25 protein-coding genes are annotated in these 24626 nt (G+C 72.2%); 17 read left to right on the plus strand and 8 right to left on the minus strand.

Features of this window, described 5'->3' with window-relative positions; genetic code table 11:
* Window positions 1-40: 40 nt before the first annotated feature.
* A complete protein-coding gene (locus tag ACFZB3_RS18845; protein ID WP_351957006.1) occupies window positions 41-226 on the minus strand; it encodes a hypothetical protein in 186 nt (61 codons plus the stop codon).
* Window positions 227-562: 336 nt separating this feature from the next.
* Between ACFZB3_RS18845 and ACFZB3_RS18850 the strand changes: the two genes are divergently transcribed.
* Window positions 563-2629: a UvrD-helicase domain-containing protein gene (locus ACFZB3_RS18850; protein ID WP_391376951.1), complete on the plus strand. Its 2067-nt coding sequence runs from the start codon at window positions 563-565 to the stop codon at window positions 2627-2629.
* 122 nt (window positions 2630-2751) lie between these two features.
* Here ACFZB3_RS18850 and ACFZB3_RS18855 read toward each other — a convergent pair whose 3' ends face one another.
* Window positions 2752-3342, minus strand: a complete 591-nt coding sequence (locus tag ACFZB3_RS18855) for a helix-turn-helix transcriptional regulator (protein WP_391376747.1) — start codon at window positions 3340-3342, stop codon at window positions 2752-2754.
* Window positions 3343-3439: 97 nt separating this feature from the next.
* On the opposite strand from ACFZB3_RS18855, the gene ACFZB3_RS18860 reads away from it, so the two are divergent.
* Both ACFZB3_RS18860 and ACFZB3_RS18865 read left to right on the plus strand, forming a co-directional pair.
* The gene (locus tag ACFZB3_RS18860) at window positions 3440-4144 is read left to right on the plus strand and encodes an ATP-binding cassette domain-containing protein (protein WP_391376748.1); all 705 of its coding nucleotides are present in this window, start codon (window positions 3440-3442) and stop codon (window positions 4142-4144) included.
* Between the two features lie 5 nt (window positions 4145-4149).
* Window positions 4150-6975 carry an FtsX-like permease family protein gene (locus ACFZB3_RS18865; protein ID WP_391376952.1) on the plus strand — a complete coding sequence of 942 codons (2826 nt, stop codon included), beginning with the start codon at window positions 4150-4152 and terminating at the stop codon, window positions 6973-6975.
* A gap of 98 nt (window positions 6976-7073) precedes the next feature.
* On the opposite strand, the gene ACFZB3_RS18870 is transcribed toward ACFZB3_RS18865, so the two are convergent.
* Window positions 7074-7784: a copper homeostasis protein CutC gene (locus tag ACFZB3_RS18870; protein ID WP_391376749.1), complete on the minus strand. Its 711-nt coding sequence runs from the start codon at window positions 7782-7784 to the stop codon at window positions 7074-7076.
* A gap of 304 nt (window positions 7785-8088) precedes the next feature.
* Here ACFZB3_RS18870 and ACFZB3_RS18875 point away from each other — a divergent pair, with 304 nt between their 5' ends.
* Together ACFZB3_RS18875 and ACFZB3_RS18880 are read left to right on the plus strand one after the other, a co-directional pair.
* A complete protein-coding gene (locus tag ACFZB3_RS18875) occupies window positions 8089-8754 on the plus strand; it encodes a hypothetical protein (protein WP_391376750.1) in 666 nt (221 codons plus the stop codon).
* 10 nt (window positions 8755-8764) lie between these two features.
* A complete protein-coding gene (locus ACFZB3_RS18880) occupies window positions 8765-9835 on the plus strand; it encodes a GNAT family N-acetyltransferase (RefSeq protein ID WP_391376751.1) in 1071 nt (356 codons plus the stop codon).
* Between the two features lie 49 nt (window positions 9836-9884).
* Here ACFZB3_RS18880 and ACFZB3_RS18885 read toward each other — a convergent pair whose 3' ends face one another.
* Both ACFZB3_RS18885 and ACFZB3_RS18890 read right to left on the minus strand, forming a co-directional pair.
* Window positions 9885-10157: a DUF4031 domain-containing protein gene (locus ACFZB3_RS18885; protein ID WP_391376752.1), complete on the minus strand. Its 273-nt coding sequence runs from the start codon at window positions 10155-10157 to the stop codon at window positions 9885-9887.
* Between the two features lie 50 nt (window positions 10158-10207).
* Window positions 10208-10591, minus strand: a complete 384-nt coding sequence (locus ACFZB3_RS18890) for a hypothetical protein (protein ID WP_391376753.1) — start codon at window positions 10589-10591, stop codon at window positions 10208-10210.
* A gap of 55 nt (window positions 10592-10646) precedes the next feature.
* Here ACFZB3_RS18890 and ACFZB3_RS18895 point away from each other — a divergent pair, with 55 nt between their 5' ends.
* The 3 genes from ACFZB3_RS18895 (at window position 10647) to ACFZB3_RS18905 (ending at window position 14116) form a co-directional block, all read left to right on the plus strand.
* Window positions 10647-11585 carry an SIS domain-containing protein gene (locus ACFZB3_RS18895; protein WP_391376754.1) on the plus strand — a complete coding sequence of 313 codons (939 nt, stop codon included), beginning with the start codon at window positions 10647-10649 and terminating at the stop codon, window positions 11583-11585.
* 139 nt (window positions 11586-11724) lie between these two features.
* Window positions 11725-12654 (plus strand): N-acetylmuramic acid 6-phosphate etherase, encoded by a 930-nt coding sequence (gene murQ / locus ACFZB3_RS18900; RefSeq protein ID WP_391376755.1) that lies wholly within the window; start codon window positions 11725-11727, stop codon window positions 12652-12654.
* Window positions 12655-12670: 16 nt separating this feature from the next.
* Window positions 12671-14116 carry a PTS transporter subunit EIIC gene (locus ACFZB3_RS18905; protein ID WP_391376756.1) on the plus strand — a complete coding sequence of 482 codons (1446 nt, stop codon included), beginning with the start codon at window positions 12671-12673 and terminating at the stop codon, window positions 14114-14116.
* Here ACFZB3_RS18905 and ACFZB3_RS18910 read toward each other — a convergent pair.
* From ACFZB3_RS18910 to ACFZB3_RS18920, 3 genes are all read right to left on the minus strand, one after another.
* Window positions 14067-15599: a subtype B tannase gene (locus tag ACFZB3_RS18910; RefSeq protein ID WP_391376953.1), complete on the minus strand. Its 1533-nt coding sequence runs from the start codon at window positions 15597-15599 to the stop codon at window positions 14067-14069. The genes ACFZB3_RS18905 and ACFZB3_RS18910 overlap by 50 nt on opposite strands.
* Before the next feature lie 172 nt (window positions 15600-15771).
* On the minus strand, window positions 15772-16689 hold the full coding sequence (locus ACFZB3_RS18915) for an acyl-CoA thioester hydrolase/BAAT C-terminal domain-containing protein (protein WP_391376757.1): 918 nt from the start codon (window positions 16687-16689) through the stop codon (window positions 15772-15774).
* A gap of 62 nt (window positions 16690-16751) precedes the next feature.
* Window positions 16752-17144: a hypothetical protein gene (locus ACFZB3_RS18920; RefSeq protein WP_391376954.1), complete on the minus strand. Its 393-nt coding sequence runs from the start codon at window positions 17142-17144 to the stop codon at window positions 16752-16754.
* A 117-nt stretch (window positions 17145-17261) separates the two neighbouring features.
* On the opposite strand from ACFZB3_RS18920, the gene ACFZB3_RS18925 reads away from it, so the two are divergent.
* From ACFZB3_RS18925 to ACFZB3_RS18965, 9 genes are all read left to right on the plus strand, one after another.
* Window positions 17262-18101 carry a Scr1 family TA system antitoxin-like transcriptional regulator gene (locus ACFZB3_RS18925; protein WP_391376758.1) on the plus strand — a complete coding sequence of 280 codons (840 nt, stop codon included), beginning with the start codon at window positions 17262-17264 and terminating at the stop codon, window positions 18099-18101.
* Window positions 18085-18288: a DUF397 domain-containing protein gene (locus ACFZB3_RS18930; protein ID WP_391376759.1), complete on the plus strand. Its 204-nt coding sequence runs from the start codon at window positions 18085-18087 to the stop codon at window positions 18286-18288. Before ACFZB3_RS18925 ends, ACFZB3_RS18930 begins: the two co-directional genes overlap by 17 nt.
* Before the next feature lie 24 nt (window positions 18289-18312).
* Complete coding sequence (locus ACFZB3_RS18935) at window positions 18313-18684, plus strand: nuclear transport factor 2 family protein (protein ID WP_391376760.1); 372 nt, start codon at window positions 18313-18315, stop codon at window positions 18682-18684.
* Between the two features lie 280 nt (window positions 18685-18964).
* A complete protein-coding gene (locus tag ACFZB3_RS18940) occupies window positions 18965-19804 on the plus strand; it encodes a hypothetical protein (RefSeq protein ID WP_391376761.1) in 840 nt (279 codons plus the stop codon).
* Between the two features lie 58 nt (window positions 19805-19862).
* Complete coding sequence (locus ACFZB3_RS18945; protein ID WP_391376762.1) at window positions 19863-20534, plus strand: Uma2 family endonuclease; 672 nt, start codon at window positions 19863-19865, stop codon at window positions 20532-20534.
* A gap of 43 nt (window positions 20535-20577) precedes the next feature.
* Window positions 20578-21153 (plus strand): hypothetical protein, encoded by a 576-nt coding sequence (locus tag ACFZB3_RS18950; protein WP_391376763.1) that lies wholly within the window; start codon window positions 20578-20580, stop codon window positions 21151-21153.
* 42 nt (window positions 21154-21195) lie between these two features.
* On the plus strand, window positions 21196-22095 hold the full coding sequence (locus tag ACFZB3_RS18955; RefSeq protein ID WP_391376764.1) for a GNAT family N-acetyltransferase: 900 nt from the start codon (window positions 21196-21198) through the stop codon (window positions 22093-22095).
* A gap of 58 nt (window positions 22096-22153) precedes the next feature.
* On the plus strand, window positions 22154-22771 hold the full coding sequence (locus ACFZB3_RS18960) for an NUDIX domain-containing protein (RefSeq protein ID WP_391376765.1): 618 nt from the start codon (window positions 22154-22156) through the stop codon (window positions 22769-22771).
* A 257-nt stretch (window positions 22772-23028) separates the two neighbouring features.
* Complete coding sequence (locus ACFZB3_RS18965; RefSeq protein WP_391376766.1) at window positions 23029-24612, plus strand: peptidoglycan-binding protein; 1584 nt, start codon at window positions 23029-23031, stop codon at window positions 24610-24612.
* Window positions 24613-24626 lie beyond the last annotated feature (14 nt).

Consider the following 24626-nt stretch of genomic DNA (forward strand, 5'->3'; position numbering starts at 1 on the left):
ACGTCACCGTCCGGTTCGGCACGGGGGCGACCCTATGCCGTTACTTGCGGCGTATGCCCGCTTCCTCGCCGTATTCACCGAGTATCGCGACGCTGAACGCCGCGCTGACGAAGACCTTGACGGCGCGCAGGGCGTCACCGAGGCGGTGGTGGGGCTGGGGGACTCCGTCGAGGGCCGTGGCGCCCGGGGGACGGCTGGGGGCTGGGTGAATGGTTGCTGCGCTCATGCCTCAATGGTGGAACTTCGGGCATAAGGACGGCATCGGTCCACGGGTCCAATTTCCGGCATCCTCCGGTCCACCCCCCGATGGACGCCGTCCCCCACCTACGCCCCACCCTCCGGGTGACACTCCCCCTAGGGGACGGCGCGCGGGCAGCCCGAGCACGGCCCGCCCCGGATAATCCATTGGCCTCCCCCGCCCCCACCTCACTACAATCTCCGCTCTTGCCCGCCTCCGCCCACGGAGTGCTGCCGCCCGGACGGAAACCGGTCGGCTGATCGCCACCTGTGCGCCATCCACACCTTGAGCGCCATCGACTCGCAGGCCTTCGGAGGCACCCCCTTGTCCACGCCCGCCCACGACCCGCTGACGGAACCGCACCCCGACCCCCTCTCCCGGGAACGCTCGCATCTCGCCGAGTCCCGCGCCGCGCTGCGCACCATGCGGGAGGACGTCGAGTCGCTGGACATCAGCGACGTCACCGCGAACTGGGTCAACGCCGAGGTCCTCGCCCGCCAGATGGAGGAGCGCATCAAGGCGCTGGCCGACCTCAGCGACACCCCGCTGTTCTTCGGCCGTCTCGACTACCTGCACGCCCCCGGCGCCGACCAGGCCGAGGGCGCGTACGGCGAACGTTTCTACATCGGGCGCCGGCACGTGCACGACCACGACGGCGACCCGATGGTCATCGACTGGCGCGCGCCGGTCTCGCAGCCGTTCTACCGGGCGTCCAAGAAGGACCCGATGGACATCGCGCTGCGCCGCCGCTTCGGGTACACCCGCGGGGACATCACGGCGTACGAGGACGAGCACCTCTCCGACCCCGCCGAGGCCGCCCGCACCAGCAAGCTGCTCCAGCAGGAGATCGAGCGCCCGCGCGTCGGCCCGATGCGCGACATCGTGGCGACCATCCAGCCCGAGCAGGACGAGATCGTGCGGTCGGGCCTGTCCGGCACGGTCTGCGTGCAGGGCGGCCCCGGGACCGGGAAGACGGCCGTCGGCCTGCACCGGGTCGCGTACCTCCTCTACGCGCACCGGGAGCGGCTCGCCCGCACCGGCACCCTGGTCATCGGGCCGAACCGCTCCTTCCTGCACTACATCGAGCAGGTGCTGCCGGCGCTGGGCGAGCTGACCGTGCAGCAGGCGACGGTGGACGACCTGGTGGCGAAGGACGTCGACGTACGCGGCACCGACGACGCCCCCGCCGCGGTCATCAAGGGCGACGCCCGGATGGCGGAGGTCCTGCGCAGGGCCGTCTACGCGCACGTCACGCCGCCCGCCGAACCGGTCGTGGTGGTGCGCGGCTCCCGGCGCTGGCGGGTCCCGGCGTACGAACTGGAGGACATCGTCCGCGAGCTGCTGGACCGGGGCATCCGGTACGGCGCGGCGCGCGAGGCCCTGCCGCAGCGCATCGCGCACGCCGTGCTGGTCCAGATGGAGCGCTCGGGAGAGGCGCCCGACGACCGTGTGCAGGACTCGGTGGCCCGCAACGCGGCGGTGAAGGCGGCCGTCAAGCACATCTGGCCGCCGGTCGACCCGGCGAAGCTCGTGCTGCGCCTGCTCACGGACGCGGACTTCCTCGCGGAGCACGCCGCCGGGATCCTCGACGAGGACGAACAGAAGACGATCCTGTGGGCGAAGCCGGTGCGCAGCGTCAAGGCGGCCAAGTGGTCGGCCGCCGACGCGGTGCTGATCGACGAGACGACGGATCTCGTCCAGCGCACGCACTCGCTCGGCCATGTCGTCCTGGACGAGGCGCAGGACCTCTCCCCCATGCAGTACCGCGCGGTCGGCCGCCGCTGCACCACCGGGTCGGCGACCGTCCTCGGCGACCTGGCGCAGGGCACCACGCCGTGGGCGACCCGGAGCTGGGACGAGGCGCTGGCCCACCTCGGCAAGACCGACGGGGTGATCGAGGAGCTGACGGCGGGTTTCCGCGTCCCGACCGACGTCATCACCTACGCCTCCCGGCTCCTCCCGCACATCGCGCCGGGCCTCACCCCGGTCGCCTCGGTCCGTGAGAACCCCGGGTTCTTCCAGGTCCGTACAACCGAGGACACCACCGAGGTGGTCTCAGCCTGCGAGGAGTTGCTGGGCAACGAGGGTTCCACGGGCCTGATCGCGGCGGACGCGCGGGTGCCCGCACTGGCCGAAGCGCTCACCGCGGCCGGGATCACCTACCTGAACCCCGGCGAGGAGACCACCGACGAGACCCGCCTCACCCTGGTCCCGGCGTCCCTGGCCAAGGGTCTGGAGTACGACTACGTGGTCCTCGACGAGCCCCGGGCCGTGGTCGACGGAGAACCGGACGAACGCACCGGCCTGCGCCGGCTGTACGTGGCCCTGACCCGGGCGGTGTCGGGCCTGATCGTGACGCATACGGCTCCGCTGCCGCCGCAGCTGGGCTGAGCAGCGGCCTCCCCGGAGGGACGGCGAGGCCAGGTGGCGTGCCGCCCGAGGATCGTCGCCCCGTGCGAGTGCGTGGGGGCTGGTCGCGCAGTTCCCCGCGCCCCTACGGGGCGCTGCCCCGCTCAGGCGGACTCCGTGCGGGCCCCGTCCGTCCCGGCGTAACCGCCGGCCTCGTCGGCCTCGCCCTGGGCCGCGGCGAGCGGTCCCAGGTGCTGTGCGGCGCTGTCCAGGAGTCCGAGGTCGGCCTTGGTGTGGGCGACGGCGGCGTCGATCAGGACGGCGACCAGCGGTTCGTCGGCGTGGGTCCGGCGCTGCCGGGCCAGGCCCGCGAGTTCGGACAGGTACGTCTGGCGTTGCGCCTCGATCAGCGTGGTCAGGGCCTGCGGGCCGAGCGCGGAGGCGCCGAGGAGCTTCAGGAAGAGTTCGTCGCGGAAGCCGCCGACGCGCACCCAGGCGGTGGTCGCCCAGGAGCGCAGTTCGGCCTCGCCCGCCTCGGTGAGCGTGTAGAGGTTCTTGTCGGGCCGGTCGGCCTGCGCGACCTGCGAGCGCGAGACATAGCCGTCCCGGACCAGCCGTTCGAGGATCTGGTAGAGGTGCCCGATGTTCAGGCCGCCCCACTGCGGGCCGATGGCCTCCTCGAAGCGGGCCTTGAGTTCGTATCCGTGGTTCGGCCGCCGGGTGAGCAGCGCGAGCACGGCGTGGTGGAGCGGCATATACGTCCCTTCTACATTGTGACAACATACCTCTGCATTGCCGCAATGTAGGTGCGGCGATGCATGTGCCGCGATGTACGAGGGCGAGGCTGCATCAATGGCTGTGAGCGTGGCGTTGCGCGGGGTGAGCCGCCGGTATCCCGGGCTGACCGCCCTGGACGGGGTCGACCTGGAGGTCGCGGCGGGCGAGGTGGTGATGCTGACCGGGCCGTCCGGTGCCGGCAAGTCCACCGTGCTGCACGTGACGGGGGGCATGGACCAGCCCGACGAGGGGCACGTCGAGATCGACGGCAAGGAACTGGTGCGCCGGGACCTGGACCGGCACCGCCGGCGGATCGGCTTCGTCTTCCAGCGCTTCCACCTGCTGCCCGCGCTGACCGCGCTGGACAACGTGCTCGCCCCCGTCCTGCCGCGCAAGGTCGACTTCGACCGGCGGGCGCGCGGCATGGAACTGCTCGAAGCGGTCGGCCTGGACCACCGGGCGGACGCCCTGCCCTCCCAGCTGTCGGGCGGCCAGCAGCAACGCGTCGCCGTCGCCCGCGCGCTGATCAACCGGCCGGGGCTGCTACTGGCCGACGAGCCCACCGGCAACCTGGACAGCGTCATCGGGCGGGAGATCGTCGACCTGCTGATGTCGCTGCGCGAGCGGTACGGGATGACGATGCTGATCGCCACCCACGACGCGGAGGTCGCCGCCAACGGCGACCGGGTGGTGCGGCTGCAGGACGGCAGGATCACCTCGGACCAGCGGGTCACGCCGGCCGGCGACGTGCTGCACCGGCTGGGGGGCCTGCGCCCGTGATCACGATGATCCTCGACCAGCTCCGGCGGCGGCGCGGGCGCGCGCTGGCCCTGGCCACCGGAATCCTGGTGGCGGCGACCAGCTTCACCCTGCTGACCGCGACGGTGAGCACGAGCCAGGCGACCACCGTGGGCACGGTACGGAAGAACGCCCGGTCCGCGTACGACGTCCTGGTCCGCCCGCCCGACGCGCAGACGGCCGTGGAGCGGCAGAGCGGTCTGGTGGCGCCGAACTTCCTGTCCGGCACGTTCGGCGGCATCACCATGGACCAGTACCGGCGCATCCGCGACCTGGCCGGGGTCGAGGTGGCCGCGCCGGTCGCCAACATCGGCTACCTCATGGTGTCGAGCACGGTCACCGTCGACGTGTCCCGCTTCCTGGACGGCAAGGCCTCCCGGCAGATCCTGCGCATCAGCCCGACGCTCACCTCCGGCCTCGGCACCTACCGCACCTCCGACGAGTACGTGTACCTCACCCGCTCCCCCCTGACGTCGGCGGGCACGGCGGAGGACCTGTTCCAGTCCGACACCCTGGAGCAGGGCACGGCCGACAAGAGCACCCGGCGGTACCAGCTGAAGGGGAAGTACGACGTCTGCTTCTACTTCAACTGGGACAAGACCGAGCAGACCGAGTTCAACCTGAAGCTGCCGATGAGGCCGAACATGATCGCCGAGGACCTCAGGGACAAGTCGCCGTTCGACCCGGACCTGAGTTCGCGGATGAACTGCCAGTCCGGCCGGGACAAGGCCACCGTCGACGTCCCGGTCAGTTACCCGGTGCTGCTGTCCGCCATCGACCCGGCGGCCGAGGACAGGCTGGTGGGCCTCGGCTCCACCGTCACCTCGGGCCGGATGCTCACCGAGCGGGACAAGCCGTGGACGGTGTCGTTCGCCAAGAGCGTCCACGGGCAGCACGACTCCTACATCCCGGCGCTGCTCAGCAGCAACCCGCTGACCACCGGAACGCTCGACGCCGCCGTCGAACGGCTCGACACCGGCGACCCGGCCGGACTGCCCTCGAAACTGGGCAACCCGACGGCCGACAGCTTCGTCCGCGGCCTGCACGGCACCACGGTCGGCAGGACCCGGGTCGACCTGAACAAGGGCTACCGGAAGGCGCTGACCGAGGACTCCTTCGACACCGGGAACTACTGGACGGTCGGCCCGGTCACCTACTTCCGGAACTCCGGCGGCGACCTCGCCGCGCGGACGCAGCCGGCGCAGCGGCGCGGCCTGTGGGTCACCGCCTCGGACCAGCAGCCGTTCACCAACGTCCCCGAGGAGAACCACCAGGGCACCCAGTACCGGAAGGTGACCAGTCACGGCGCCACGGAATGCGTCGGCCTGGGCTCCTGCGACGGCGTCGACTCCGGGCGCCTGCCCAATCCCTTCGTCCGCCTGGTCGGCCGCTACGACACCAGCAGACTGCACGGCTTCTCGGCGCTGTCCGAGGCCCCGCTGGAGACCTACGAGACACCGCAGGTCACCGGCGCGGACAGCGCGACCCGGGCGAAGCTCGGCGGCAGGCCGCTGCGGCCCGACCGCAACCTGGGCGGCTACCTGAGTCCGCCGCCCACCATGCTGACCACGATGGACTCCGTCACCGCGCTCACCAAGAGCCGCCGGGTCCCGGGCCTCCAGGACAAGGCGCCGGTCAGCGCGATCAGGATCCGGGTGGCCGGAGTGACCGGCGTCGACACCGCCTCCCGGGCCCGGGTGAACGCCGTGGCCGGGGCGATCCGGGCCGCCTACCCCCGGCTCCAGGTCGACGTGACCGTCGGCAGCTCGCCCGCCCCGCAGACGGTGGCGCTGAGCGGGTCGGCGCGGGTCACGGAGCGCTGGGTCGCCAAGGGCGTGGCGCTGCGCATCCTCAGGGCGGTGGACACCAAGAGCGCGGTGCTCTTCATGCTGGTCCTCGTCGTGTGCGCGCTCTTCCTCGGCCAGGCGGCGCTGGCCTCGGTGCGCTCCCGCCGCACCGAGATCGGCACGCTGCGCTGCCTGGGCTGGAGCGGCGGCGAGGTACTCCGCCTGGTCCTCGGCGAACTGGCGTTGATCGGCCTCGCCGCCGGAGCCGCGGGCGCGCTGCTCGCGTACGTGCTGGGCCGGGCGCTGGGCCAGCCCGAGGCCGGTGCCAAGTCGCTCCTCGTGCTCCCGGTGGCACTGCTGCTGGCCACCGCGGCGGGCCTGATCCCCGCCTGGCTCGCCACCCGGCTGGGACCGATGGAAGCCGTCAGGCCGCCGGTGACGGCGGCCCGGCGCGCCCGCCCGGTGCGTTCGGTGGCCGGACTGGCCGTGCTCAACCTGCTGCGGGTGCGGGGCCGCACGCTGCTGGGTGCGGCGGGGCTGGCGCTCGGAGTGGCCGCCTTCACGGTGCTGCTCGCCCTGACGCTGGCCTTCCGGGGCGAGGTGGCCGGGTCGCTGCTCGGCAGCGCCGTGGTGGCGCAGGCGCGCGAGGCCGACTACCTCAGTGTCGCCCTGTCCCTGCTGCTGGGCGCCGCCGGCGCCATCGACGTCCTGGTCATCTCGCAGCGCGAGCGCGCCGCGGACCTCGCGGTGCTGCGGGCGACCGGCTGGACCGACCGCGAGCTGGCGAGGCTGACCCTCTACGAGGGGATCGGACTGGCCCTGCTGGGCGGCCTGTCCGGCGCGGTGGCCGGTCTGGCCGGGGTGCTGGCACTCGGCCGGGGTGTGCTGCACGGACACCTGTTCACGGTCGCCGGTGCCGCGCTGCTGGCCACGCTCGCCGCGACCGCCCTGGTGGTGGCGGCGCTGACGGTACCGATCCGGGGGCTGTCCCGGATCGCCCCCGCCCACCTGCTCGCCGCCGACTGACCCGGCCCCGATCCCGATCCCGGCCCCGATGCCGACCCCGACCCCGGCCCCCGCCCCGGCCCCGGCCCGTCAACAGGGCCGGGGTCCTGGCGCGCCGGTCAGCGCGGTAGCGCGTACTCCGCCCCGTCGAGGACCCGGCGCCAGGACCGCACCGCCTCCTCCGACACGGCCCCGTCCCAGCCCGCCGGCCGGGCCGCGCCGCCGATGTGGAAGGCGTCGATGTCCGCGGCCCGCAGCTCGGGCACATGATCGAGCCGCAGGCCGCCGCCCACCAGGAGCGTCTGCTCGTACCCCGGCTCCCCGCGCCGCGCCGCCTCGGCCAGCAGTCTGGGCAGTCCCTCGTCCACGCCCTCCGCGGCCCCCGCGGTGAGGTAGGTGTCCAGGCCCGGCAGGTCGGCGAGCTGCTTGCGCAGGGCGTCGCGGTCGGCGGCCCGGTCGATGGCCCGGTGGAAGGTCCAGCGGCAGCCGTCCAGCCCGGCGACCACCCGCTCCACCGCGTCCAGGTCCACCGCGCCCTCCGCGTCCAGGAACCCGAGCACGAACTGGTCGGCCCCGGCCGCCCGCAGCTCCCCGGCCACCCCCACCAGACGGTCGGCGTCGCCCGCGGCGAACCCGTCCGCCAGTCGCAGCATCACGCGCAGGTCGATGTCGACGGCGGCCCGGATCGCGGCGAAGGTCCGGGGCGGCGGGGTCAGCCCGTCGGCCGCCATGTCGGTGACCAGTTCGAGGCGGTCCGCGCCTCCGGCCTGGGCGGCGACCGCGTCCTCGGCGTCGAGGGCGATCACCTCCAGGACTGCACGCGTGCTCATAGGGCCCCTTCCGTGGTGTTCCCCGTGCGCCTCCGGGCCGGTGGTCTAGTCCGGAGGTCTAGTCCAATCCAGGGTACGCGGGGAACACGGGCAGCCGCGAGACCGCCCCCGTCACACAGGGTCCGTATTCAGCCGTGGAGCTACGACGTACGGGCGTCGCCGCGTGCCCCGTGAAGCGGGCCGGGGTCCGGCTCCCGCTCCCGCTCCGGGTCCGGGTCCGGGTCCGGGTGGCGGGAGTCGCCGTCGGGAGCAGTGATGCGTCCCGCGCCGGGGCGATGTCAGTGGCGGGCGGGAGAATGGGCGCATGGCCGATCTCGACGCCCTGCGCGCCCGCTGGCTGACCGCCTTCCTCAGGTCACGGGACGACGACTCCCGCGCCCCCGACCCGCACCGGTACGCCGACGAACTGCTCCGCCGCTGGCAGGAGCCCCAGCGCCGGTACCACACGGTCACCCACCTCACGGCGGTCCTGGACCACGTCGACGTGCTCGCGGAGTACGCCGACGACCCGGACCTGGTCCGGCTCGCCGCCTGGTTCCACGACGCGGTCTACCTGCCGGACCGGTCGGAGAACGAGGAGCGCTCGGCCCGCCTCGCCGAACGCGCCCTCCCCGAGGCCGGGATCTCCGCGGCGAAGACCGCCGAGGTCGCCCGCCTGGTCCGGCTCACCGTCACCCACGACCCGGCCCCCGGCGACCGCAACGGCGAGGTCCTGTGCGACGCGGACCTCGCGATCCTCGCCGCCCCGCCCTCCGGGTACGCCGCCTACACCGCAGAGGTACGCGAGGAGTACCACTTCGTCCCGAACGACGCCTTCCGTACGGGCCGTTCCGCGATCCTGCGCCAACTCCTCGACCTGCCCCAGCTGTTCAGAACGCCGCACGGCCGGTCCGAGTGGGAGCCGACCGCCCGTTACAACCTCGCCGCGGAGCTGGAAATGCTGTCGACCGCCGAGGATCCGGCGTCCTAGGGTGCGAGCCATGCGGGAAATGGGCGGGGACCAGGTGGAAGAGGCCGTCGCGGGCTGTGTGGCCGCGCTGCGGCCCGCGGTGACGAGGGACTGGACGGCGGTACCGGCCGGCCGGCTGGACTGGAACTGCCACGAGACGGCGGTCCATGTCGCCGACGACCTCGTCGCGTACGCCGCCAATCTGGCCGGACGTGCCCAGGACGCGTACGTGCCCTTCGAGCTCAGGCTCGACGACGGGACCGACAACTCCGGTCTGCTGCACGTGATCGAGACGACCGGCGCCCTGCTCGCCGCCACCGTCCGCACGACTCCCCGCGAGGTCCGCGCCTTCCACCCGTACCCCTTCCGCAGCGCGGACCGCGCCGGGTTCGCCGCGATGGGCATCGCCGAAGTGCTGCTCCACACCCACGACATGGCCACCGGCCTCGGGCTCCCCTACCGGCCCTCCGAGGAGCTCGCCGAGTCCGTCCTGGCCTGGCTGTTCCCGCACGTCCAGCCCGGCCCCGCCGCCTGGCCGACCCTGCTGTGGGCCACCGGCCGCGGCGAGCTGCCCGGCCGCGCCCCGGTCACCGGCTGGCGCTGGCACAACAACCTGGTCATCCCCGCCGAGCGCCTCGACCTCGTCGGCATCCGCCCCGCCGAGGCCCGTGACCTGCGCCTCGGCGGCGACGGCGGCTTCGAGTGGGTCGACGGCGGCCCCTACGAGGGCACCCGGGACGCCGCCGGCTTCCTGCTGAAGGCGTACGAAGGGGGCGTCCACCGGCCGGAGTTCGGCGTCTTCGCCCTGGTCCGCAGGGCGGACGGCCGCGCGGTCGGCGGCATCGGCTTCCACTCCGCCCCGGACGAGGAGGGCCGGGTGGAGATCGGCTACGACCTGGCCGAGGCCGCCCGCGGCCACGGCTACGCGACGGAAGCGCTCCGCGCGCTGGCCGGCTGGGCCCTGGCCCGCGACGACGTACGCACCCTGTTCGCCACCGTCGAGACCGCCAACACCGCCTCCCAGGCGGTCGTCACCCGCGCCGGGTTCGGCAAGGTGAGCGAGGGCGAGAAGGAGCTGGCCTTCGCGCTGCGGGCGGAATAGGGCCGCCGGACCTCAGGAGCCGCCGGACCTCAGGAGCCGTCAGGGGACGTCACCCGCGGGGCACGTGGGTCTTGCGCCGGCGCAGCCCCGCCCCGTGCAGCAGCCGCACCACCTCGCGGCTGCTGACCTCCACGGCACCGGCCCGGACCGCGTCCGGGTAGCGGTGCGAGGGGATGTCGTAGTGGTCGCGCTCGAAGGCGCGGCGCAGCACGCCCATGTCCGCGGCGAAGGCGTGCAGTTCGGCGTACGAGACGTCGCTGACCAGGTGGGACCACATCCGGCCGTGGCCCGGCCAGTTCGGCGGGTCGATGTACACCGTCATGAGAACTCCGTCATGAGAACCCCGTCATGAGTACCCCGTCATGAGCACCGTCACGAGGACGACATCCCGCCCATGGCGCCGCCCAGGGAACCGACGGAGGCAACCTTCACGCCCGCCTTGTGGCACACCCAGTGCGGGTCCGGGCCGAGTTCCGGTTCGACGTCCAGGGCGTGCGGGTCGCCGGAGCCGCACACCGGGCACAGCGGCCAGCGGCCGTACCGCTCCAGGAGCGCGTCCTGTACGTCCTGGGCCACCAGCCCCGCCACGTACCCCGCGCCCTCCGGCCACTGCTCCACCCACCAGCGGCGCTGTACGACGGAGTCCTCGACCAGCGAGACCACGTCCGCCTCGGCGACCTCGCCCGCGACCAGGTCGGCGAGCACGAGGGCGCGGGCTGCGTGCAGCGCCTGTTCCAGGGGGCTTACGGGGTCCATGGTCCTATTGTGCGCGGTCTTGACCGAGTACCCGAAACGAAAATATCTTTCAAGGGTGACCGAGGATGTGAAGGAAATTTTCGGCGGCCGTGGCAGCCGGGGAAGCGGTGACGCGCCGCCGGCCCCCGCCGCCCTCGCGGCGAAGGTGCGGACCCTCGCGCCCTCCATGACCCGTTCCGTGCAGCGCGTCGCCGAGGCCGTCGCGAGCGACCCGGCCGGCTGCGCGGCCCTCACGGTCACCGGCCTCGCGGAACTGACCGGCACCAGCGAGGCGACCGTCGTCCGCACGGCCCGGCTGCTCGGTTATCCCGGCTACCGCGACCTGCGGCTCGCCCTCGCCGGGCTGGCCGCGCAGCAGCAGTCGGGGCGGGCGCCCGCGATCACCACCGACATCGCCGTCGACGACCCGATCGCCGACGTCGTCGCGAAACTGGCCTACGACGAGCAGCAGACCCTCGCGGACACGGCGGCCGGCCTCGACACGGTGCAGTTGGGGGCCGCGGTGAGCGCGCTCGCCGGGGCGCGGCGGACCGATGTGTACGGCATCGGGGCGTCGGGGCTGGTGGCGCAGGACCTCACGCAGAAGCTGCTGCGGATAGGGCTGATAGCGCACGCCCACAGCGATCCGCATCTCGCGGTCACCAACGCGGTGCAGTTGCGGGCCGGGGACGTGGCGATAGCGATCACGCACTCCGGGTCGACCGGGGATGTCATAGAGCCGCTGCGGGTGGCGTTCGAACGGGGGGCCACGACCGTCGCGATCACCGGGCGGCCGGGGTCTTCGGTGACGCAGTACGCCGACCATGTGCTGACGACGTCGACGGCGCGGGAGAGCGAGCTGCGGCCGGCGGCGATGTCGTCGCGGACCGGGCAGTTGCTGGTGGTGGACTGTCTGTTCGTGGGGGTGGCGCAGCGGACGTACGAGGCGGCTGCGCCGGCGTTGGCGGCGTCGTACGAGGCGTTGGCTCATCGGCACCGGAGTGTGCCTCGATAGACCGTAGGGGTGCGTGTGGTCGAGCGGCTGCGGGTCCGTCGTGGCTTGTCGCGCAGTTCCTCCCCCGGCCTTCGGCCGGGGGTACCCCCAGCGCCCCTAAGCAAGTGCACTCGTCCGCGTTGAAAAGAGCCGTATCCGAATGACCACCGAACACCGCTCCCTTCGCAGCGAGCTCGAAACGCTCACCACCGAGGCGTTCCGCCCCGAGCTGGCCGAGATCGACACCCTTCCCACCCTCGACATCGCTCGGCTCATGAACGGCGAGGACGCCGGGGTGGCCGCTGCCGTGGCTCTGCGGTTGCCGGAGATCTCGGCGGCGATCGACGGCATCGCCGCCCGGATGGCCCAGGGCGGCCGGCTGGTCTACGCCGGGGCCGGTACCGCGGGGCGGCTCGGGATCCTGGACGCGTCCGAGTGCCCGCCGACCTTCAACACCCGGCCCGGTCAGGTCGTCGGGGTCATCGCGGGCGGGCCGGCGGCCATGGTCACGTCCGTCGAGGGGGCCGAGGACTCGGCGGAGCTGGCCCGTGCGGACCTCGGCGCGCTCGGGATCGGCGCGGCCGACACCGTCGTCGGCATCTCGGCCTCCGGCCGCACCCCCTACGCCGTCGGCGCCGTCGAGCACGCCCGCGCCCTGGGTGCCCTGACCGTCGGCCTCTCCTGCAACGCGGGCAGCGCGCTCGCGGCCGCGGCCGAGCACGGGATCGAGGTCGTGGTCGGCCCCGAACTGCTCACCGGCTCCACCCGCCTCAAGGCCGGCACCGCCCAGAAGCTCGTCCTCAACATGCTGTCGACGATCACGATGATCCGGCTCGGCAAGACCTACGGGAACCTGATGGTCGACGTCCGCGCCTCGAACGAGAAGCTGCGGGCCCGTTCGCGGCGGATCGTCGCGCTCGCCACGGGCGCCCCGGACGACGAGATCGAGGCGGCGCTCACCGCCACCGACGGCGAGGTGAAGCCCGCCGTCCTGGTGATCCTGGCCGGTGTCGACGGGCCCACCGCAGCCCGCCTTCTGGAGGAGTCCGGCGGTCATCTGCGCGCGGCGCTCACCGCGACGGGCGGCTGACGCGCACGCTCGGGGGGTGCAGAGATCGTCGTACGACACCGCCACCGCGCTGCTGCCCCTGGTCGGCGGCCCCGGGAACGTCACCTCCGTCGCCCACTGCATGACCCGGCTGCGGCTCGGCATCGCCGACCGGGAGAGGGTCGACGCGGAGGCGGTGCGGGCGGTGCCCGGGGTGCTGGGGGTGGTGACCGACGGGGACACCCTCCAGGTGGTGATCGGCCCGGGTGCGGTGGTGGCGGTGACCGCCGAGTTCGAAACGCTGCTGGACGCCGCCGCGACGGCCCGGCGCGCGCCCGGCGACGCCCGGCCGGACGGCTTCGGCGCGGATCTCGCCGCCCGTGGCGCCGAACTGAAAGCTGCCCGTGCCCGGCGCAACGCGACCCCCGTCAAGACGGCCCTGCGCCGCGTCGCCGACATCTTCGTGCCGCTCATCCCCGCGCTGATCGGCTGCGGGGTGCTCGCCGGCCTCAACGGGCTCCTCGTCAATGCCGGTTGGCTGCCCTGGCTGACCCCCGCCCTCGCCGCCGTCGCCTCCGGCTTCATGGCCCTGATCAGCGTCTTCGTCGGGTACAACACGGCGAAGGTGTTCGGCGGGACGCCCGTCCTCGGGGGTGCGGTCGCGGCGGTCGTCGTCTATCCGGGCGTCGCGAAGGTGACGGCGTTCGGGGTGGCGCTGGCGCCCGGTCAGGGCGGGGTCCTCGGGGCGCTGGCGGCGGCGCTGCTCGCCGTCGGCGTCGAGAGGTGGTGCCGGGGGCGCGTCCCGGACGCCCTGGACGTGCTCCTCACCCCCACCGTCACCGTCCTCGTCGCGGGCCTCGCCACCCTCTACGGCCTCATGTACGCGGCCGGTCTCGTCTCCTCCGCCATCGGCACCGCGGCCAACTGGCTGCTCGCCACCACCGGCCCGCTCGCCGGCCTGGTCCTCGGCGGCCTCTTCCTCCCCCTCGTGATGCTGGGCCTGCACCAGGCCCTGATCCCCATCCACACCACCCTCATCCAGCAGCAGGGCTACACGGTCCTGCTCCCCCTCCTCGCCATGGCGGGCGCGGGTCAGGTGGGTGCGGCGATCGCCGTCTACGCCCGCCTCCGCCACGACACCGCACTCCGCACGACCATCAGATCGGCGCTCCCGGCGGGCCTGCTGGGCGTCGGCGAGCCCCTCATCTACGGCGTCTCGCTCCCGCTCGGCCGCCCCTTCCTGACCGCCTGCGCGGGCGGGGCGGCGGGCGGCGCCTTCGTCGGCTTCTTCGCGGTGCTCGGCGACCGGGTGGGCGCCACGGCGATCGGCCCCTCGGGCTGGGCCCTGTTCCCGCTTCTCACGGGGAACAGGGGCCCGACCCTGGCGGCGGCGATCTACGCGGGCGGCCTGCTGACCGGTTACGCGGTCGGCTTCCTGGCCACGTACATCGGGTTCAACGGCTCCGGTACGCCGGGTGACCCGTCACCTCGGCGATCCAGGTGATGAAGTCACCGGGGTCGTCGTCGGCGCCGTGCCCGGCGTCCCAGTAGTACTTGATGTCGACGTCGTCGCCGAGGTTCTTCAGCCTGGCGGCGAAGTTGGCGGCAATGGTGAGCGAGGTGTCGCTGTCCTTCGTGCCGAGCCGGATCCACCAGTGCCGGGCCCGGTGCGGGTTGACCTGCCGCGCCACGTGGTACATGGCGTTCATCTGGTCGAGCTTCTTCGGGATGTCGGCGTCCAGGCGCGCGCTGTCGCCCTCCGCGTGCCGCAGGCTGTAGACGGTGAAGTGGCGGGTGGCGGTGGTGTCGGTGCCGAACTCGTTGCACTCCGGGGTCGACAGGTCGAAGGCGTCGAAGGCGGGCGCGCTCTTCCTGCGGGCGCCGACGTGGGTGAGGAAGTCCGCCCAGGAGAAGGTGGCGCTGGTGCCGTCCCAGGTGATGAAGGTGTTCGCGGCGAGGTAGGCGTCCCGGTCGGTGTCCGACAGGGCCGCCAGGTAGCGGGTGGCGGACGGCTCCAGGTGGGTGGTGACCAGGTACGCGTCGAGGTTCCGGTCGGTCAGCCGCCCGAACCCCGGCGCGGTCAGCCGCAGCGACGCCAGATACTCGGTGAACTGCGCCTTCAGATCGGCCGACACGCTCTGGTCGACACTCGAACCGTCGGCGAGCGGGTTGCCGCCCCAGCACCACTCGTACGACATGTCGGAGTGTTCGAGGTCGGTGATCGGGCACCAGTCGCCGCTCGCGAACACCGCGTCACTGGCGTCGGCCGCGCCGAGCGCCGCCAGTTCCGCCGCGTAGAGGGGGCTGTCGCCGGAGGAGCCGAGCAGGGCGGAGAGCGCACCACCCGCGCTCGTCCCGGCCGAGACGATCCGGTCGACGTTGCCCGGTATCAGCCCCCGGTTGGACTTCACGTACCGCACCGCCGCCTTGAGGTCGACGATGGCGGCGGGCGCACAGCCGTAGTAGACGCCGTTCGCGTCGACGAGGGTACGGCCCCGGGCCCCCGGCTCGACGACGACATACCCGGCGAGCAGCGCCAGCATCGTACGGTTCGGCCCGCTGTCCCCACCGCCGGGCCCACCAGGCCCACCAGGCCCCCCGGGCCCACCGGCTCCCCCGCCTCCCCCGATCCCGGTCGCGCTCGCCACCGACGAGGGCATGTACCCGCCCACGTTGTTGGCGAGCAGCACCGGCGCGTGGGTCGCATCCACGGCGACCCCGTCGACCGACACCGGCACGCTGACGTTGAGCCCCTGGTACGTGGCGTCCACCGGGTTCGCCACATAGCTGCTGACCTTGTAGAAGTGGTACGTCACATCGTGGGCGGTGCCCGCGGTGTCGGTGATGCTGGTGGTCAGCTCGGTGTAGGCGGTGGGGTCGAAGACCAGGGCCGAGTCCGTGTCCGTGCTCTCCTCGCGGGTCGCGGCCTGCGCGACGCCCGATCCGAACCCGACGGCCGGGACCGCAGTGGCCGCGGTGAGCCCCATGACCACAGTTCTGCGCTTCACTCGCTTCACTTCCGTCTCTTCTCTGGGCGGCTCATGCGGGCATGAGTGCAACAGCGGTTACTGAAGAGTTGCTGTGAAGTCGATGAGTTGCCGCCAGGATTGTTGACACCACCTGGTCAGGAGACAGCCGGCACACAGAAGTTGGCCAGTTTCAGCGGTCGCCGGCAGCGGCTCCTCCGGCGCCGAGCGCGTCGAGGATGTGCGGCCAGGCGGCCCTGCCGAGGAGCGCGTCCGCTTCGGGAGTGCCTCCGTACCTGAACCGCGGGGACGCCGTCGCGGGGCTCTCACCGGGAAGGCGTTGCCGGTGGCCGGCGTCGTCGCGGGCGATCAGACGCACGGCCGCCCCGGCCGACCGTCGGCGTTGCGCCAGCTGCTCGGCGAAGGGGAGCGACGGCCACATCGCATCATCGCCGCCCGCCACCAGGAGGAGATCCGCTCTGGCCGTGTCCACGGGGATCTCCGTCGGTGCAAGCGAGTGGGCGAAGGTCCGCTCGCTCAGTTCGTACCATCCCCGGATGGCGACCGGACCGCCGTCCGGCTCCGCGGGAACCCAGGAATCGTCCATCGGGACGAACGGCAGCGGGCGGTCCCGCCAGGTCCACGACGAGCGATACGGGTGCTGCGCTCCGTCGCGGCCCGGGCCGACATTGCACCAGACCCGCGAGGTGGGCGACAGCGCGATGGCCACGTCCACACGCGTGTCACGCACGGCCGTGAGCAGAGCGGCCTCAGCCCCCTTGGAGAAGCCGAGAATCCCGATGCGTCGCGCTCCGCCCTGCCGGAGGAGGTCGACGGCGGCGGTGAAGGTCTCCAGGGGAACCTCGCAGATCCCCGGCGGCTGCCCGGGCCCACCGAACCAGCGGATCGCCAAAGCCGCGAAGCCCTGCTGGGCGAGGATGCGCGCCCGCTCACGCTCGACGCGCCCACTGGACCCCGACAGGACCAGCACGCCGACCTCGCTCCCGTGCGCCGGCGCGATCAGAACCCCTTCCCAGGGACGGGCCAGCTCGCGCTCGGTCAGAGCACCCCCGACACCCTGCCCCCGCGCGGTCGCCGCCTCAACGCTCATGACTACGACACTACAGAGCGGGCTTACTCTCGCGGCGGCGCTCGCGCCGGGCATCCCATACGTCAACAGGGCAACCGCCGCGCCCCGTTGACCCGCCGCACCTGCGCCCGCAGCACCTCCTCGGGCGGCGCCGGCTCCAGCGACTCGGGCGGGCAGTCCCACTCCTTGCCTCCGACGACGGGCCGCACCTGCACGACACCGCCGACATGCCCCCTGACCTCGCCGATCCGCCCGTCCCGCACATCCGTCACGTACGTCCCGAACGGCGGCCGTTCCCCCCGCACCACCGACGCCAGCCGCTCCGCGACCCGCACGTTGCACCGCCCCAGCTCCACCAGGGCGAACGGCTCGTCGCTCGCGCCGGTCACCGGGTCGACACACAGCGACGGCAGCACGACACCGGCGCCCCGCAGGGCCAACCGCAGCGTCTCCACGACTTCTTCGGTGGGTCGCAGCACCATTCCCTACCTCCACGCTGAGTTTTCGGTTCGCCACACAGCGTGTCCGTCACGCCTCTAGCCTGGCTAGATACGGCATCCCAACAACGTCGGCTGTTGGACAGGGGCGTGCACATGGCAGGACCGAAAGACCTGGACCCGTCCTCGTCTCCGCGCGCCCTGCTGGGGGCGGAGTTGCGGCATGCGCGGGAGCGGAAAGGGTTGAGCCAGGCCGAATTGGGTCAGCTGGTGTTCGTCAGCGGGTCGTTCATCGGGCAGTTGGAGGCGGGGACGCGGCGGATGCAGCCGGATCATGCGCGCATGCTGGATGAGGTCCTCGACACAGGAGGCTTCTTCACGCGGAACTGCAAGGCAGCGGCCAAGTCCGAGTACCCGGAGCACTTCGCGGAGGTCGCCGAGTCCGAGGCTCAAGCCACGGCGATCAGGCAGTACACACCGCTACTGATCCCAGGGCTGCTCCAGACGCCCGCGTACGCACGAGCCGTTAACCGTGCACACGACCCGACGATCCCAGACGGGACCATCGAAGAATGGGTGGAAGGCCGGATGACGAGGGCCCGCCTCCTGGACCATCCAACAAAGCCGTTGTTGTGGGTGGTACTTGACGAGGCGGCATTACGCCGGGAGACCGGCGGCCGAGCGGTTATGGCGGAGGCGTTGCAGCACATCACCGAGTTGGCGCGACGGAGCCGGGCCATCGTGCAGGTGCTGCCGTTCAGTGCGGGTGCGCATTCGGCGATGGGAGGTGCTCTCAAGCTGATGGAGTTCGAGGATGCCCCTCCGCTCGTCTACTTCGAGGGAGCACACACCGGACGCTTGGAGGACGCCCCGGCCACCGTCACTCAACTGAGGTTTGTGTTTGATCTCCTCGTTGCCTCGGCACTCTCGCGCGAGAAGTCCCTGGCCCTGGTCGAGGCGTTGGCGGAGGATTACGCCCATGCGGAACATCCCTGACGACGACCTGAGCACGGCCATATGGCACAAGTCGAGCTACAGCGCCGGGGGCGGCGATGACTGCCTCGAAGTCACCCACGCCTTCCCCACCCTCATCCCCGTCCGCGACTCGAAAAATCCCCTCGGCCCGAAGCTCGTGTTTCGGTCGGCTGCCTGGTCGGCCTTCGTGGAGAGTGTCAAGAAGTGACCTCCCCGACCCGAAGGGCCGCCCATGACCAGCACCGTCGCCGACCTGATGCGCCGTAACCTGCTCGACGTCTTCAACGAACCGGACGCCGGGCGCCGCAACGCGGCCATCGCCGAGACGTACGCCGAGGACGTGGTGTGGCACGAGCCCGACCGCGTCGTCCGCGGCCGCGAGGCTCTCGCCGTGCGCGCCGCGGAGCTGCACGCGGAGCAGCCGGGCTGGGTCTTCCGGCCCGAGGGTCCCGTCTCCGTCACCGACGACCTCGGCCACCTCGGCTGGGTGTACGGCCCGGCCGGCGAACCACACGTCGCGACCGGCATGGACAGCGCCCACTGCAAGGACGGCGTCATCGTGGAGCTCTACACACTCATCTCCGGAGCCCCCCAGCCGTCCTGAACCGCCCCCCGAGGCTCAAGCGCCCAGCCCCGAGCCCTCTTTTCAAGGAACGGGTGGAGGGCCTCAACCCACCCTCCCACCCCGCGAGTTGACGGCACGCGTTCGACTTGCCACGCACAGTCACGATCGTCTAGCGTGCCCGCATACCGAACGAAACAGCCCCCGTCAGGCGCTACCAACACCTGCGGGGGCTTGACCAAAGAGATCGGAATCAGCGATCCCCATGGCTGACAGCCAGCTTAGTGCTGCCCCCTCGCCCACGCACGCCACCCCGCACCCCATGGCAAACCCGGGGTACGGAAAGCGGTCCGCGCCCGGCCAACAACGCCGTACCGCGCACGACTTCGCCCACCTCCCACCCCGCGAAGCCGCCATCGCCGCGTACGTCGACCGGCTCCCCAACGGCGCCGACATCTCCGTGAAGACGCTGGCCAAGCAGCTTCCGTACGGCCAGTGCGCCCTCCGGACTGCTCTCAACAACCTCCAGCGGGCCGGGCACTTGAGGCGGGGACGGGAACATCTGGCCGACTCGGGGAGCCGACGCTGGATCACCCGATCGTGGTTCTCCCGTACCGCACGCGACGATGACTGGTGGGCCGCGTTCACGCGAGGCGCCGTAGCGGAGCCGGAGCCGGAGCAGCCTCCCGACCGGGCCCGCCCCGCCGCCCCCACTCGCAGCCGGGCCCACATCCTCCTCGCCGCCCTCGGCCGTACCGCCCCGGCCCTCTCCCTCTCCCAGGCCGACTGCGTCGCGCTCGCCCCGCTGCTCACGGAGTGGTTCGCCCGCGACGCCACCGACGAGTACGCATTCCAGGCCCTCACCAGCGGTCTCCCCTCTCCCGTCCACCACCCGGCCGCCCTGCTCCGCAAACGCCTCACCGACAAGATCCCGCCCGAGCCGGTACGGCCGCCCGCCCGGCCGCCGCTGCGGATCCTGGAGTGCGCGAAGTGCGGGACACCGGGCCGTCCGGAGGCCCTGCCGGGCGGCATCTGCAGCGCATGCCGGGGCGAACGCGCCCCCAGCAGCCCCCACACGCCCCTGTCGCCTTCCGAGGTCCAGTCCCGCGTAGCCAAGATCCGTGGCGCGATGAATCAACGACGAGAGAGGACACCCGCATGACGGCTCCTACGGTCCGCCGACGCCACCCCGGGCACGATGGAGGGAAGGAGGCAACGCCATGACCCCTGGTACCGCTGAACGCCCGCAGATGCCTGTCGAGGACTTCGAAGACCTTGCTGCCGCGGCTCCCGAACACGTGCGGCTCGAATTCGTCGACGGTCGGGTCCGCACGAAGGACCCGCTCAGCGTCGAGGACTTCGAGGAACTGGAGAGCCGGGCTCCGGAGACGGTCCGGCTTGAGTACATCAACGGAAAACTAGAGGTCAAGGCAATGCCGGACGGCAACCACCGCGAGATCTTCATGTGGCTGCTGCGGCAATGCCTACTCCAGCGGCCCGATCTGAACCTCGTTCCCGAGTCCGGCGTCAAGGCAGAGGCCTATCGAAAAGGCCGCGCTCGTACCGACGGGACACTCGCACCTGTCGGCCGATTCAGGGGCGACGGCGAATGGTCAGACCCCGACGGCTCCCTCATGGCGGTGGAAATCACCTCCCACGACCGCGACACCAACAAGCGCGACCGCATCGACAAGCCCGTCGGTTACGCCGAGGCGGTCATCCCCGTCTACCTCCTCATCGACCGCGACGACAACACGGTCGTCGTCCACAGCGAACCGAAGGACGGCCGCTACCAGCAGTCCTCGTCCCACCCGTGGGGCGTGACCGTCGAACTTCCGCCCCCGGTGGGCATCACCCTCGACACCGAGACGCTGAAGGACTACGCCGACTGAACTCACCGCCGCGTTGTCAGCCCCCTGTGCAACCCTGGTCCTCATGAACCACTCCCAGCTCACCGCCCTGGGCCGGGCCCTTCGTCTCCTCGGCGAGCACGGGGAGGCCCTGACCGGGGACACCACCGACGGCAAGTTGCACGAGGTCAAGGACGATCTGCGGCGCGCTCTGGATCTGCTGGAGGAGAGCGTCAGCGGTGCCGCGCCGACCACCCGGTGTGCCGAGCATCCGCAGGGGCCCGTGGACGAGAGCGCACCCGATCTGTGCCTGCTGTGCGAGACGCGGCGGCGGGCCGCGCGGCGGTCGGAGTACGGCGGCGGGCCCCGGCCGGTGCCGGGCGAGGCCGTCAGCGCGTCCATGTCCCGGTACGGGGTGCGGGGCGACCGCCCGCAGCCCCAGCAGCGCTGGCTGCCGGAGGCGTGGAACGGCCGGGAGTGGGAGCTGTGCGGCACCCCCCGGCGCGACCGGCAGGAGGCCGAGCTGTACCTCGCCGCCCAGCGGCGCGGGTCCCGGCCCGCCATGGCCTACCGGCTGGTGCACGAGTTCACCGACTACGAGGTGCTCCGGGTGTGGGGCACGCCGGTGCAGGTGGACATCGAGCCGCTCGGCAACCTGTAGCGACTGCTGGCGCACGCCAGATTCTCTGACTAAAGTCAGAGAATGGATGCGGCGCAGATCGAACAGGTACGACGGTTCAACCGCACCGTCACCGAACGCGTGGGCGTGCTCCACGACCGCTACCTGGGCCGCGACCGGCCGATCGGCGAGGCCCGGCTGCTCTGGGAGATCGGCGAGCAGGGCCAGGACGTCCGGCACCTGCGGGAACGGCTCGGGCTCGACTCCGGGTACGTCAGCCGGCTGCTGCGCTCCCTGGAGGCCGCCGGGCTGGTGGCGGTGGAGCCGCACCCGCAGGACCGGCGGGTGCGTACCGTGCGGCTGACGGAGAAGGGCCGGGCGGAGCGCGCCCTGCTCGACGAGCGCAGCGACGACCTGGCCGGTTCCATGCTCCAGCCGCTCAACGCCGCACAGCGCGCCCGGCTGGTCGCGGCCATGGCCGAGGTCGACCGGCTGCTGACCGCCGGGACGGTCACCCTGGACGTCGTCGACCCCGGCCATCCCGACGCCCGGCACTGCCTGCTGGCCTACTTCGCCGAACTGCAGGAGCGCTTCGACACCGGCTTCGATCCCGCGCGCAGCCTGCTGCCCGACGCGGGCGAACTCCGGCCGCCGCGCGGCCTGTTCCTGGTCGCCCGGCTGCACGGCGAACCCGTCGGCTGTGCGGGGGTGAAGCTGCCGACCGGCGCTCCGGCGGAGATCAAGCGCATGTGGGTCGCCCCCCAGGCCCGCCGGCTCGGCCTCGCCCGCCGGTTCCTGACCGAGCTGGAGACGCGGGCGGCCCGGCACGGCCACGACACCCTGCGTCTGGACACCAACAAGACGCTCAGCGCCGCGATCAGCCTCTACCACTCCTTCGGCTTCCAGGAGGTCGCCGCCTTCAACGACGAGCCCTACGCCCACCACTGGTTCGAGAAGCGGATCACCGCGGCGCCGCCGGAGTGACGCACCCGCCCGAACGGACGGACCGGCACCTGTCAGTGCCCCCTGACAGGATGCGGGGATGACCTCGACCGGCCGCCTGCCGACCGACAACGGCGATCAGCCCCGTGCCCGCCTTCTGGAACTGGTCGCCGCCATCGAACCCTGGGACGGCCTGGAGCGCACCCACCTGAGGACCGCCGCGCGGTGGATCTCCAGCGGAGCCCCGCTCCACCGGGTGCGCAAGCCGGACGTTCCCGCGACGCACTTGGTGAGCTACTTCGTCGTCCTCGACGACACACGCGGGCAACTGCTGCTCGTCGCGCACCGCAAGGCGGGCCTGTGGCTGCCGCCCGGCGGACACGTCGAGCCGGGTGAGGACCCGTGGGCCGCGGTGGTCCGCGAATGCCGTGAGGAGCTGGGCATCGAGGCCACGGCATCGTCGGTCACCGGCGAACTCCCCCTCTTCCTGACCGTCACCGAAACGCGGGGGCCGGGCACCCACACCGACGTCTCGCTCTGGTACCTCCTCACCGCCGGCGCCGACACCATCACCTCCTACGACCGGGACGAGTTCGACGCGATCCGGTGGCTGACCGACGAGCAGGTGCTCGACGAGCCGGCCGAGCTGCTCGACCCCCACATGCACCGCTTCACCCGCAAGCTGCAGCACGCCCGGGCCGGAGGGCCCAGCCGGTAGCCTCTCCCCCGGCCATCCGCGGTGCCGTACGTGCCGGGCCCCGGGCCGGCGGCCGCGCCGGAACTGTCCCGTCCGTCCGTCACGCCGCCGCGGATCCCGGCAGGTCGGTGCCGGTGCCGTCCCGCGATCCCGCCATCTCCCGACTCGCCGTGGACACGGGCCGGACCGGGACCCAAAGATCGCCTGCAGCGCCGCTTCGTCCTCCAGCGGCTCCCGCCTTGCTCACCGCAACCAGATGCCAAGGATTGGAATATGTCATGAACCTGCCTGACGAGAGCCGTCGGATGTCCCGCCGCAGGCTGCTGACGCTCGCCGGCGGCGCCGCGGTGGCCACCGCGGCCGGCATCGGAATCGCCCCGTCGGCTGCCGCGGCGTCCTCGGCGACCGGCTACGGGATCGACTACTCCGACGCGTCGCTCACCGCCGCCTCGGTCGCCGCGGCGGGCTACGGCTTCGCGTGCCGTTACCTCAGCTGGCTGCCGAACTCGAAGGTCCTCACCCTGTCCGAGGCCCAGGCGCTGACCGCCGCGGGTCTGGGCATCGTCTCCAACTGGGAGTCCGACGGACTGCAGTCCTGGCAGAGCAGCGTCCCCTCCGACCCCTACTCCCAGGGGGCCGGGCATGCCACCGAGGCGCAGCGGCAGGCGCTGGCCAACGGGATGCCGTCGTCGCGGCCGATCTACTTCAGCGTCGACTTCGACCTTCAGTCCTCGATGTACTCCGCGCTCAACTCCTACTTCGACGGCGTCGCCTCGGTGATCGGCCGGTCCCGGACCGGTGCGTACGGCGGCTACCACGTGATCCAGGAGCTCTTCAACAACGGGAAGATAGCCTGGGGCTGGCAGACGTACGCGTGGTCCGGCGGGAACTGGGACAGCCGCGCGCAGTTGCGGCAGGTCCAGAACGGCATCACGGTCGCCGGGCACGACGCGGACCTCGACCAGGCGATGGCCGCCGACTTCGGGCAGTGGGGCGGCACGGGCGGCGGCGGTGGCGGTGTCATCCTGCCGTCCTGGCCGAACATCACCGACGGCATGACGGGCCCCAGCGTGCAGGCGGCGCAGTACCTCCTGCGCTACCACGGCGCCTCGATCACCGCCGACGGCCAGTTCGGATCGGCCACCCTCGCCGCGACCAAGAGCTTCCAGTCCGCCCACGGCCTCGGCGTCGACGGCCAGATCGGCCCGCAGACCTGGTCCGCACTGATCGTCCAGGTCCAGCAGGGTTCCAGCGGCGACGACGTCCGGGCCGCCCAGGTGGAGCTGAACCGGTTCGGCTACGGCCTCACTGTCGACGGCAACTTCGGCTCGGGCACCGACAGCGCCGCCCGCGCCTTCCAGTCCGCGCACGGCCTGGGCGTGGACGGGCAGGTGGGGCCGCAGACCTGGCAGATGCTCGTGGGTACCGGGAGCGGCGCCTCGGGCGGCGGCACCGTCGCGCCGCCCTGGCCGAACGTCATCGACGGCGACACCGGGAACAACGTGCTGGCCGCGCAGTACCTCCTGCGCTACCACGGTGCCTCGATCACCGCCGACGGCCAGTTCGGATCGGCCACCCTCGCCGCGACCAAGAGCTTCCAGTCCGCCCACGGCCTCGGCGTCGACGGCCAGATAGGCCCGCAGACCTGGTCCGCACTGATCGTCCAGGTCCAGCAGGGCTCCAGCGGCGACGACGTCCGGGCCGCCCAGGTGGAACTGAACAAGTTCGGCTACGGCCTCACTGTCGACGGCAACTTCGGCTCGGGCACCGACAGCGCCGCCCGCGCCTTCCAGTCCGCGCACGCCCTGGGGGTGGACGGCCAGGTGGGACCGCAGACCTGGCAGATGCTCGTCGGCAGCTGACCGCCGGGAGCCCC

Source organism: Streptomyces sp. NPDC008092, assembly GCF_042957285.1.
Classification (GTDB): Bacteria; Actinomycetota; Actinomycetes; order Streptomycetales; family Streptomycetaceae; genus Streptomyces.

Bases quoted from the DNA above. Each gene is read 5' to 3' on its own strand.
- ACFZB3_RS18845 (WP_351957006.1), bottom strand. From the start codon at position 226: ATGAGCGCAGCAACCATTCACCCAGCCCCCAGCCGTCCCCCGGGCGCC.
- ACFZB3_RS18855 (WP_391376747.1), bottom strand. From the start codon at position 3,342: ATGCCGCTCCACCACGCCGTGCTCGCGCTGCTCACCCGGCGGCCGAAC.
- ACFZB3_RS18860 (WP_391376748.1), top strand. From the start codon at position 3,440: ATGGCTGTGAGCGTGGCGTTGCGCGGGGTGAGCCGCCGGTATCCCGGG.
- ACFZB3_RS18865 (WP_391376952.1), top strand. From the start codon at position 4,150: ATGATCCTCGACCAGCTCCGGCGGCGGCGCGGGCGCGCGCTGGCCCTG.
- ACFZB3_RS18870 (WP_391376749.1), bottom strand. From the start codon at position 7,784: ATGAGCACGCGTGCAGTCCTGGAGGTGATCGCCCTCGACGCCGAGGAC.
- ACFZB3_RS18875 (WP_391376750.1), top strand. From the start codon at position 8,089: ATGGCCGATCTCGACGCCCTGCGCGCCCGCTGGCTGACCGCCTTCCTC.
- ACFZB3_RS18880 (WP_391376751.1), top strand. From the start codon at position 8,765: ATGCGGGAAATGGGCGGGGACCAGGTGGAAGAGGCCGTCGCGGGCTGT.
- ACFZB3_RS18885 (WP_391376752.1), bottom strand. From the start codon at position 10,157: ATGACGGTGTACATCGACCCGCCGAACTGGCCGGGCCACGGCCGGATG.
- ACFZB3_RS18890 (WP_391376753.1), bottom strand. From the start codon at position 10,591: ATGGACCCCGTAAGCCCCCTGGAACAGGCGCTGCACGCAGCCCGCGCC.
- murQ (WP_391376755.1), top strand. From the start codon at position 11,725: ATGACCACCGAACACCGCTCCCTTCGCAGCGAGCTCGAAACGCTCACC.
- ACFZB3_RS18910 (WP_391376953.1), bottom strand. From the start codon at position 15,599: ATGGGGCTCACCGCGGCCACTGCGGTCCCGGCCGTCGGGTTCGGATCG.
- ACFZB3_RS18915 (WP_391376757.1), bottom strand. From the start codon at position 16,689: ATGAGCGTTGAGGCGGCGACCGCGCGGGGGCAGGGTGTCGGGGGTGCT.
- ACFZB3_RS18925 (WP_391376758.1), top strand. From the start codon at position 17,262: ATGGCAGGACCGAAAGACCTGGACCCGTCCTCGTCTCCGCGCGCCCTG.
- ACFZB3_RS18930 (WP_391376759.1), top strand. From the start codon at position 18,085: ATGCGGAACATCCCTGACGACGACCTGAGCACGGCCATATGGCACAAG.
- ACFZB3_RS18935 (WP_391376760.1), top strand. From the start codon at position 18,313: ATGACCAGCACCGTCGCCGACCTGATGCGCCGTAACCTGCTCGACGTC.
- ACFZB3_RS18940 (WP_391376761.1), top strand. From the start codon at position 18,965: ATGGCAAACCCGGGGTACGGAAAGCGGTCCGCGCCCGGCCAACAACGC.
- ACFZB3_RS18945 (WP_391376762.1), top strand. From the start codon at position 19,863: ATGACCCCTGGTACCGCTGAACGCCCGCAGATGCCTGTCGAGGACTTC.
- ACFZB3_RS18950 (WP_391376763.1), top strand. From the start codon at position 20,578: ATGAACCACTCCCAGCTCACCGCCCTGGGCCGGGCCCTTCGTCTCCTC.
- ACFZB3_RS18955 (WP_391376764.1), top strand. From the start codon at position 21,196: ATGGATGCGGCGCAGATCGAACAGGTACGACGGTTCAACCGCACCGTC.
- ACFZB3_RS18960 (WP_391376765.1), top strand. From the start codon at position 22,154: ATGACCTCGACCGGCCGCCTGCCGACCGACAACGGCGATCAGCCCCGT.
- ACFZB3_RS18965 (WP_391376766.1), top strand. From the start codon at position 23,029: ATGAACCTGCCTGACGAGAGCCGTCGGATGTCCCGCCGCAGGCTGCTG.